The sequence below is a fragment of the Pseudomonas sp. PF05 genome, assembly GCF_056521845.1.
Genome location: NZ_JBWLPW010000024.1, coordinates 60,614 through 68,778 on the forward strand (window position 1 = coordinate 60,614; position 8,165 = coordinate 68,778).

The following is an 8,165-nucleotide window of genomic DNA, read 5'->3' on the forward strand; positions in this document are numbered from 1 at the left end:
AGCTCCTACGGCCCTGCGGCAGCAAGCTCGCTCCCACAGGTTTAGGTGTTCGTCACAGGCTTTTTCAGGTCCACCAGTACCGCACCAAATGAAAGAAGATCGGCGCGGCGAAGCACACCGAATCCAACCGGTCGAGCATGCCGCCATGGCCTTCGATCATGTGGCCCCAGTCCTTGACGCCGCGGTCGCGCTTGATCGCTGACATGACGATGCCGCCGGCAAAGCCCAGCAGGTTGATCAGCAAGGCGATGAGGAATGACTGCCAGGGATTGAACGGGGTGATCCACCACAGCGCGCCACCGATCAGCGAGGCCAGGAAAATGCCGCCGGCAAACCCCTCCACGGTTTTGGAGGGCGATAGGTTCGGCGCGATCTTGTGTTTGCCGAACAGCTTGCCGCAGACGTATTGCAACACATCCGACAGCTGCACCACGATCACCAGGTAGGCGATCAGCAACAGGTTGCGCCCTTCGAAACCGGCGATGTCCAGCGTCAGCAGCGCCGGGACGAAGGAGATGCAGAACACTGCGATCATCAAGCCCCACTGGACCTTGGAGGCGCGCTCCAGGAAGTGCGTGCTGTCGCCGCCCAGGGACGCGAGGATCGGCAGCAGCAGGAACACGTACACCGGGATGAAGATCGAAAACAGCCCGTACCAGTCGTAGTAGATCAACAGGTATTGCAGTGGCAGCGCCAGGTAGAACGCGGCCACCAGGGCTGGATAATCACTGCGCCGGGTCGGTGTCAGGGTCAGGAACTCGCGCAGGGCGTAGAACGACACGGCGTAGAACAACAGGATCACCGCCGCGTTGCCAAGCCAGAACGCGATGCCGATCACCAGCACCATGATCCACCAGGCATTGATCCGCGCATTGAGGTTGTCGATGACGGAGTTCGGCGCGCCTTTGGTCCGCAGCCTGAGAATGAAACCAATCAACGAAGCCAGCACCAGAATCGCGCCGATCCCGCCAAATAACATCAGGGTATATCGATCCATGTCAGACGTGCTCCGGGGCCAGTGCCAGCAGTGCGGCGCGGCTGCGTTCAAGAAATTGCTCTTTGCTTTCACCTTCTTCGATGCACAGCGGCGCGCCGAAACTGGTGGTGCATAACAGTGGCAGCGGCAGGACCCGGCCCTTGGGCATGACGCGGTTGAGGTTGGCGATCCACACCGGGATCACCTCCACCTCAGGGTGTTTTTTCATCAAGTGATAGATCCCGCTCTTGAAGGGCAACAGGCCTTCTTCCGGATTGCGTGTGCCTTCCGGGAAGATGATCAGTGAGTCGCCGTTTTCCAGCGCATCGAGCATCGGCTGCAATGGATTGTAGGAAGGGTCCTTGCGCTCGCGGTCCACCAGCACGCCGTTGAACACCCGGTTGATGATGTAGCGCCGTACCGGGCTGGTTTGCCAATAATCGGCTCCCGCCACCGGGCGGGTGAGCTTGCGCAGTGCCGGCGGCAGCGAGGCCCAGAGCAACACGAAGTCACCGTGGCTGCTGTGGTTGGCGAAGTAGATTCGTTGCACCGGCGTCGGCGCGCAGCCGAGCCACAGGCTGCGGGCGCCCGTGACCATGCGGGCGGCGGAGGTGATGAGGTTGGCGACCACGGGTTCGAACATGAGGATTCCTTGTCCTGAGAAACATAAGCGTAACTGTGGCGAGACTGGGCCCTGTAGGAGCTGTCGAGCGAAGCGAGGCTGCGATCTTTCCACAGCCCATTGAGTCGAGAGCAAAAGATCAAGATCAAAAGATCGCAGGCTTCGCCAGCTCCTACATACCTGAAGCTAGCCAGGGACTGGCCAGGATGAAGCCCAGCGTCAAGACAACTTGTGCGGCCAGCAACCGCGATTGCCGGCGCAGCAGCAGCAACGCGCCGTGCCGGCGTTCGGTCCACAGACGCCCTGCACGTGCGGCCGGTTGCAGGCCCAGCGAGGTGAGGGCTTGGTCCAAGGTGTAGGTGCGTTCGGCCAGGGATTGGGTGCTGTCAGCCATGCGCTGGAACAGATCGGCATCGAATGCCACGCGCAGCGCCCAGTATTTTTCCAGCACGCCGAGGACGATCAGTGCGGCACTCAACAGCAGCAACCACGGATCGATGACGCCCACCAGCCATTGGCCCAGTCCTACCAGCGCTGCCAGCAGCGTCAGCCCGGTGGAAAACTGGTCCAGCGAATGCCCCCGGCGCAACAGGCTCGCCACGGTGTGGAGCTCCATATCAGTGATCATGGACATTCCCCTGTGCTGTGGATAATTGCTCCAACGCACGACGGTGCGCCGCGTGCAAGACGATACGCGGTCGAGCGCGCTGGATTTGCACGATCGCCGCATCAACGCTCGCTGCCCGCCCACTGTGCAACAACCAGGCAACCACCGCCGTGGCGCTGCGCGAATAACCCAGGGCGCAGCAGACCAGCACCGGCCCATGCTGGCGCAGGCTTTCGATGGCCTCTGCCGCTTTCAGGCATTGCTCGGCGGTCGGAGCGGTCAGGTCGAGCACTGGCAATGAGCGATAGGCAACGCCCGTGCTGTCCATGGACAGTTCTGCGCAGAGGTCGAGCACTCCGGTAAATGCACTGTCCTTGAGCTCCATCGGCGTGGGAATGCGCCCCAGCCAGACGTTCTCCGCTATCTGGTCCGGCTGCGGATGCTTGCGCGTCCAGCCGCGCGAATTGATCCACGCCGCCGCGAGGTAAGGCGCCAGCAACCAGCGCGCCGCCGGACTCAAGCGGCCATCGGCACGCTTCTGGAAACCGTCGGCACCCAACAGCAGGTAATTCAACGCCACCATGAGCACCGCGACCGCCGGCCAGATCAGCCAGAGCCACGCACCGCCCAAGGCAAACGCCGGGATAAACAGCGCCGCCGCGCCCAAGCCATAACGCAAGGCCAAGCGCCGGCGGGCAGGATCCGTCGCCAGCCGCGCACTCAGCAGCGGACTCGGTCGATCCTGCGGCCACAACCAGACACACAGCCAACCGGCCAGCGCGCCCGTGGGCAGGTCAATGAAGTGATGTTGATAAGTGGTCAGCACCGACACGCCGATCAACGCGAACCAACCGTGCATCACCCAGCGCCAGAAGCCCTGCAGATGCCGCTGATAACAGACCCACAGCACCACCAGCAACGCGATGTGCAGCGACGGCGCCTGGTTGAACGGCTTGTCGAACCCCGCCAGCACCTCGAACAACCAACCGAACACCCCATCCATTTCCGGCCGGGGGAAAGTGAAGCGCAACGGCCAGAGCAAAAAGCAACTGACCGCAATTGCCTGGGCCGTGAGCAGGCGCAAGGCGTGGCGCTTGAGTTCTTCGCGGCTGGTGGGCAACAGCAAGGACAGGCCGTACAGCAGATCGATCGACCAGTAAGGCACGATGGTCCAGGCCATGAACGGCATGTGGCTTTCCCAGGCGAACACCAGCGTGCCCACGTCGTCACGCTGGGACGTGACCCAAGTGGCAAAACCATAGGTGGTGAAGAACAGCGGCGCCAGCAACAGCAGCCACAGCACTGCCGGTTTCAGCAGTGCGGGCTCGCGGGCCGGGGCGATGACGGCGCTCATTACTGCACTCGCTGGGCCAGCGAAACGCTGAAAATACCCCATTCATCGACCCGCAGGGTGATCTTGCGAAAGCCCGCCGCCTCAACCAATTGATCCATCTCCGCCTGGGTGCGTCGACGCATCACCCAGGCTTGCCCGGCGCGGTGGCTGGTGAGGGCGCGGGCGATCAGTTCCAGTTGCGGGTGCCACGGCTGGCCGGTGTAGACCAGGAAACCGCCAGGCTCCACGGCTTCGGCCAGGCCGGCGAGGGAACCACCGACCAGTTGGTTATCGGCAAACAGCTCGTACAGGCCCGACACCACGGCGAGGGTTGGTTTCGGCTCCAGCGCCGCCAGATCCTGGCGGTCGAAGGCATCGCCTTTGACGAATCGGGCGATATCTCCCAGGCCTTTTTCCGCGATCAGCGCACTGCCGTCGCGCACGTTGATGTCGCTGTAGTCGCGCAGCAGGATCGACTCGGGCAACGGGCTGACGCCTTGCAGCGCTTCGAGAATGTAGCGGCCATGGCCGGCGGCGATGTCGACGATGCGCACCTCGCGGTCCTGTGCGCGCAACTCGGCCATCGCCAGGCGCAGCAACTCCTCGACATGCAACTTGCGTTGGCGAATGCCGCGCCAGCCGATGGAGTTCAGGTAATTCTGGTCGATCATCCTGCCCAGCGCCGAGGTGCCGGTGGGGCGGTTGCGGTAGACGTAATCCAGGGTACTGCCGGAGTCGAACCCGGTGTCGAAGCCCAGCTTCACCCCGGCCGACAACTTGCTGCCAAAGCGCATGCTGGCGCGGGTCATGCGCCAGTAGAGGTCGCGCAACGAATTGTGCGGCAGCGGCGTGGCCAAGGTTTCGGCTTCGGCGCAGGTCGCGCCCAGGCGGTCGGCGTCCAGCAGGCAAGGGCGGTCCAGCGGTCGGGCAAAGTTCTGCAGGATGAAGCGGCGGGCACTGGCGATGGCCGGCGCGCGGTTCTTCTCGCCGAGGGTGTCGTGGAAGAACCCCGGCAGGATGTGCTTCTCCTTATGCAGGCTGCCCAGGCGCTCGAAGAACTGCTCCTGGGGTTTGCGATGCACGACAAAGTCCGAGCCGGAGATCAGCAACTGCGTCGGCACCTGGATCGCCTGGGCATCGGCCACCACGCGGTCGGCGGCTTCGTACAGGCCCAGCAGCACATTCACCGAAATGGCCTTGGTGATCAACGGATCGCTGTCGTAGGACGCCACGCGCTCCCGGTCATGGCTGAGGAATTTCGCCTTGACGTAACTGTTGACGAAGAAATTGCCGCGGAACTTGCGCATCAGTGCCAGGCCCGGGCGGGCGAACGGCACGTAGAGCTTGACCTTGAACGCCGGCGACGCCAGCACCAGCGAGCGAATGCGCGGCGCGTAGTCGTGGACCCAGGTGGACGCGATCACCGCGCCGACGCTTTGTGCGACTACGGCGATGTTCGCCTCATCGATCTGATGCGCCGCGCCGATGTGATCGCAGAAGGTCTGTACATCCCGCGCACTGGTGGCAAAGCTCGGGCTGTCGCCCCGTTCGCCCCGTTCGCCCCGTTCGCCCCGTTCGCCAGGCGACTGGCCATGGCCGCGCGCGTCCCAGGCAAAGAAGTCGAACCCGGGCAGGTCCAGTTCATCCACCAGGTGCGCAATGCGTCCGGAGTGTTCATGACCACGATGAAACAACAACACCGCCTGGCGGGGTTCACCCGCCGCCGCTTCGACAGCCGGCCAGTGCCGGTAGAACAATTCCACGCCGTCAAAGGTGGTGAACGTCAGTTCCTGGGCTTCACGCATTGCAAGTTCCTTTATGCTGAGGGAGCGTTTTCCTTCACTTGGCTCAGGCCATGACGGACCCGATTGACCAAGGTATAAACCAGCAGGGCGGCAACCACCGCCATCACACCATCGACCCACAGCGCCCCGAGCCAACCCAGGGCAATGCCGGTCGCCAACACGCCCAACACAAAGGCGCGATCACTCTTTCCCATCGGCCCGTCATACCGCCGCGAAGCCCCCACCATCGCCCCGAGCACGCCGGCGTATTCGCTGAACAACGCCAACAGCGTGACCAACAACACGAGCAACAGACTGGTATCGGCAAACAGGGCAAAAGGCAGGATCAGGGCAACGTCGGCGATGATATCGCATAGCTCATTGAGGTAGGCGCCCAGATGCGATTGCTGACCAAACTCCCGCGCCAACATGCCGTCCACGGCATTCAACGCCATGCGCAGGATCATCCAGATCGGCACCAGGACGAAGACCCACGGATGGCTGGCGAACCAGGCGATGATGGCGCCGACCAAGACTGAAACGAGGCCTGCGAGCACCGTGACCTGGTTGGCGGTGATGCCGTTGTTGTAGAGGCGTTGAACCATGGGGCGCAGCAGGTTTTGAAAGGCGGGCTTGAGTTGGTAGATGGAGGGCATCGGGATGAGGTCTCGGCCGGTTGCGGGGCTGGGCTTGTACAGGTGCGAGATTACGATAGGTTGAAGGGTTGCAGGCGGGTATTTCTCGAGAATGCGCGCGGGTAGGCATCTGAAATGAAATGACCTGCGCAAAAAAATGGCCAATGTGGGAGCGGGCTTTGTGTCTCAACGAATAGACGTCGTGATGCCATAAGAGCAGTCGATGAGGTTTCAATCAAAGGATCAAACGACGAAACTCCTGTGCGAGCTTGCTCGCGATGGCGATACGGCAAACAAATAGATCTTCAGCTTTTCCACCCAGAGAAATAAACAAGGAGTGTTCAAATGCTGCAAATGGATTGGCTCGCTAACCACATGGACAAATGCGACCAGATGGCCGAGTGGCTCCATCGCGAGTTCAGTTATGAATTTGCCGAGCAATCGCTCGCCAGTTGGCAGCAGGAGTTCGCTGCGGGGCAGCATGATGGCCGCTGGAAGTGCCTGATCGCCATGGAACACGACCAGTTGCTCGGCGGCGCTTCACTGGCCAGCCACGACCTGCCTGACCGGCCAGAGCTGGGCCCGTGGCTGGCATGTGTGTTCATCACCCCGGAGGCTCGACGCAGAGGGCTTGCGGCGCAGTTGATCGAAGGCATCTGCAGCCATGCGCAGGAGGCTGGAATCATCACCTTGTTCCTGCACACCCACGGTCGACGTGATTATTACGTCAAGCTGGGTTGGGAGGTGTTGGAGCGCTTTGAGGCTTGGGGGGAAGAGCAGTGGCTGATGGCGCGGTGTTTATAGTCATCGATGGGGCTCCCACGCCAAGCGTTTAAAATTTAGCGAATCGCCCTACATCCTTCGTCCCCTTCCCCTGACTTAATTCCCTCGTCATCCCCGGCAGAGTCTCGCGTTCGTCCCCGCACCGAGATTCCTGCATGTATGCCCTCGACAAACTCCTGGCCCTGAACAACGCCATCGGCTTGCTGGTGGTGGCGGCCATGGACCCCGAACAGCCGGATGTCGAAGCGGTTTTCCAGGACTTTCGAACCTGCCTGAATGACTACGACGCCTGGGCTGAAAGCTTCTGGGCCGGTTGGGCGTTGGATCTTGAGCAAGTATTCAAGGTCGGCAACGAGGTGTCCTTGGCGGCACCGAAAAACCTGGATAAACCCATCAGCGCCACGGTGGTGGCGTGCCCGGCGGAGGGGCCGCTGACGCTGGTGCACATGTTCCAGGCGGCGCGCTTCGTGCCGATTGGCGACACGCCGGTGATGCTGGAACCGGTCACCGGTGGCGCGCCGGGGCAGGAAACGTTCGGTGAGCCGATCCATCACGTGATCGGCCCCAGCGGTATCTTGGAAGTCGGTGAGTGTTGGCGGGGCCAGCGCTATCGGATCACCTTTTTCCCCCAAGTAACGGCCGATCACGTCAAGGCGTTGTATGCGTCTTACCAAGGCGTGATCGACGAACTTGAGGGCTGGCTGAAAGCGGAGTGGGAGCAGTTTCAACCGCTGTGGAAGGAGTTTTCCGACGCCGGGTTTCTCGAACGCTACGGCGTGTTGCAGCAGGCTGATTTGCGCGGCTTCAAAAATGCCCTGCATCAGCTGTGGGACGACGTTAAACAGGTTTTCGGGCTGTTGGCGGATCTGCAGGCCAACAGCGAAAAGCTGTTGGAGTACCTGACCCAGGCTGAGCTTGAGCAACTGCTGAAGGCGTCCTCCGAGGCGATTGCCAAAGGGCTGATGGTGTTGAGTGACGAGCCGTTGCTCTTCGTCCACGTGGCCGCGTTCACCAGTTGGGTACGAATGTTGCCGCCTCAGTACGCGGCCGAAGTTGTCGGAGAGCTGCGCGCCTCGGTGCTGATCAATTTCCTGCTGATGCGTTTGACCGGGGGGCTGGGCCTGGGGCTGCGCATGAGCGGAAACGTGCTGGGCCGGGTCAGCTCGGAGCGGGCCCGGGCGTGGTTGCTGGCGTCGAGCCTGAGATTGGGCCAACTCGCCCCCGACCGGCTCAATCAGCATGCAGATGTGCTCAAACCGTTGGTGGTCAGCCAGCGCGCACCCTTAAAACCGACGCCTGTCGGACCTTTGCACATCACTCCTGAACACGCAGCACCGTTGTCCGTCAGTAATCCAGCCGCCGTGGCGCGGGAAAAATCCCAGTCTTCTACCCGCCTGAGTGAACACGAACCCCACGACGACGCCC

7 protein-coding genes and 1 pseudogene are annotated in these 8,165 nt (G+C 61.9%); 2 read left to right on the forward strand and 6 right to left on the reverse strand.

Features of this window, described 5'->3' with window-relative positions; genetic code table 11:
- Positions 1 to 64: 64 nt before the first annotated feature.
- The 6 genes from AC09SL_RS27190 to AC09SL_RS27215 form a co-directional block, all read right to left on the reverse strand.
- Positions 65 to 997 carry a phosphatidate cytidylyltransferase gene (locus tag AC09SL_RS27190; protein WP_013694302.1) on the reverse strand — a complete coding sequence of 311 codons (933 nt, stop codon included), beginning with the start codon at positions 995 to 997 and terminating at the stop codon, positions 65 to 67.
- A 1-nt stretch (position 998) separates the two neighbouring features.
- The gene (locus AC09SL_RS27195) at positions 999 to 1,619 is read right to left on the reverse strand and encodes a lysophospholipid acyltransferase family protein (RefSeq protein WP_058544905.1); all 621 of its coding nucleotides are present in this window, start codon (positions 1,617 to 1,619) and stop codon (positions 999 to 1,001) included.
- 151 nt (positions 1,620 to 1,770) lie between these two features.
- A complete protein-coding gene (locus tag AC09SL_RS27200) occupies positions 1,771 to 2,226 on the reverse strand; it encodes a hypothetical protein (RefSeq protein WP_058544904.1) in 456 nt (151 codons plus the stop codon).
- Positions 2,216 to 3,559 (reverse strand): phosphatase PAP2/dual specificity phosphatase family protein, encoded by a 1,344-nt coding sequence (locus tag AC09SL_RS27205; protein ID WP_058544903.1) that lies wholly within the window; start codon positions 3,557 to 3,559, stop codon positions 2,216 to 2,218. Before AC09SL_RS27205 ends, AC09SL_RS27200 begins: the two co-directional genes overlap by 11 nt.
- Positions 3,559 to 5,343 carry a bifunctional alpha/beta hydrolase/class I SAM-dependent methyltransferase gene (locus tag AC09SL_RS27210; protein ID WP_064107112.1) on the reverse strand — a complete coding sequence of 595 codons (1,785 nt, stop codon included), beginning with the start codon at positions 5,341 to 5,343 and terminating at the stop codon, positions 3,559 to 3,561. Before AC09SL_RS27210 ends, AC09SL_RS27205 begins: the two co-directional genes overlap by 1 nt.
- Before the next feature lie 11 nt (positions 5,344 to 5,354).
- On the reverse strand, positions 5,355 to 5,978 hold the full coding sequence (locus AC09SL_RS27215) for a CDP-alcohol phosphatidyltransferase family protein (protein ID WP_058544901.1): 624 nt from the start codon (positions 5,976 to 5,978) through the stop codon (positions 5,355 to 5,357).
- Between the two features lie 324 nt (positions 5,979 to 6,302).
- On the opposite strand from AC09SL_RS27215, the gene AC09SL_RS27220 reads away from it, so the two are divergent.
- Both AC09SL_RS27220 and AC09SL_RS27225 read left to right on the forward strand, forming a co-directional pair.
- A complete protein-coding gene (locus AC09SL_RS27220) occupies positions 6,303 to 6,761 on the forward strand; it encodes a GNAT family N-acetyltransferase (protein WP_058544900.1) in 459 nt (152 codons plus the stop codon).
- Between the two features lie 134 nt (positions 6,762 to 6,895).
- Positions 6,896 to 8,165, forward strand: a pseudogene (locus tag AC09SL_RS27225) (type IV secretion protein Rhs); the annotation flags it as partial.

Bases quoted from the DNA above. Each gene is read 5' to 3' on its own strand.
- AC09SL_RS27205 (WP_058544903.1), bottom strand. From the start codon at position 3,559: ATGAGCGCCGTCATCGCCCCGGCCCGCGAGCCCGCACTGCTGAAACCG.
- AC09SL_RS27190 (WP_013694302.1), bottom strand. From the start codon at position 997: ATGGATCGATATACCCTGATGTTATTTGGCGGGATCGGCGCGATTCTG.
- AC09SL_RS27195 (WP_058544905.1), bottom strand. From the start codon at position 1,619: ATGTTCGAACCCGTGGTCGCCAACCTCATCACCTCCGCCGCCCGCATG.
- AC09SL_RS27220 (WP_058544900.1), top strand. From the start codon at position 6,303: ATGCTGCAAATGGATTGGCTCGCTAACCACATGGACAAATGCGACCAG.
- AC09SL_RS27215 (WP_058544901.1), bottom strand. From the start codon at position 5,978: ATGCCCTCCATCTACCAACTCAAGCCCGCCTTTCAAAACCTGCTGCGC.
- AC09SL_RS27210 (WP_064107112.1), bottom strand. From the start codon at position 5,343: ATGCGTGAAGCCCAGGAACTGACGTTCACCACCTTTGACGGCGTGGAA.
- AC09SL_RS27200 (WP_058544904.1), bottom strand. From the start codon at position 2,226: ATGATCACTGATATGGAGCTCCACACCGTGGCGAGCCTGTTGCGCCGG.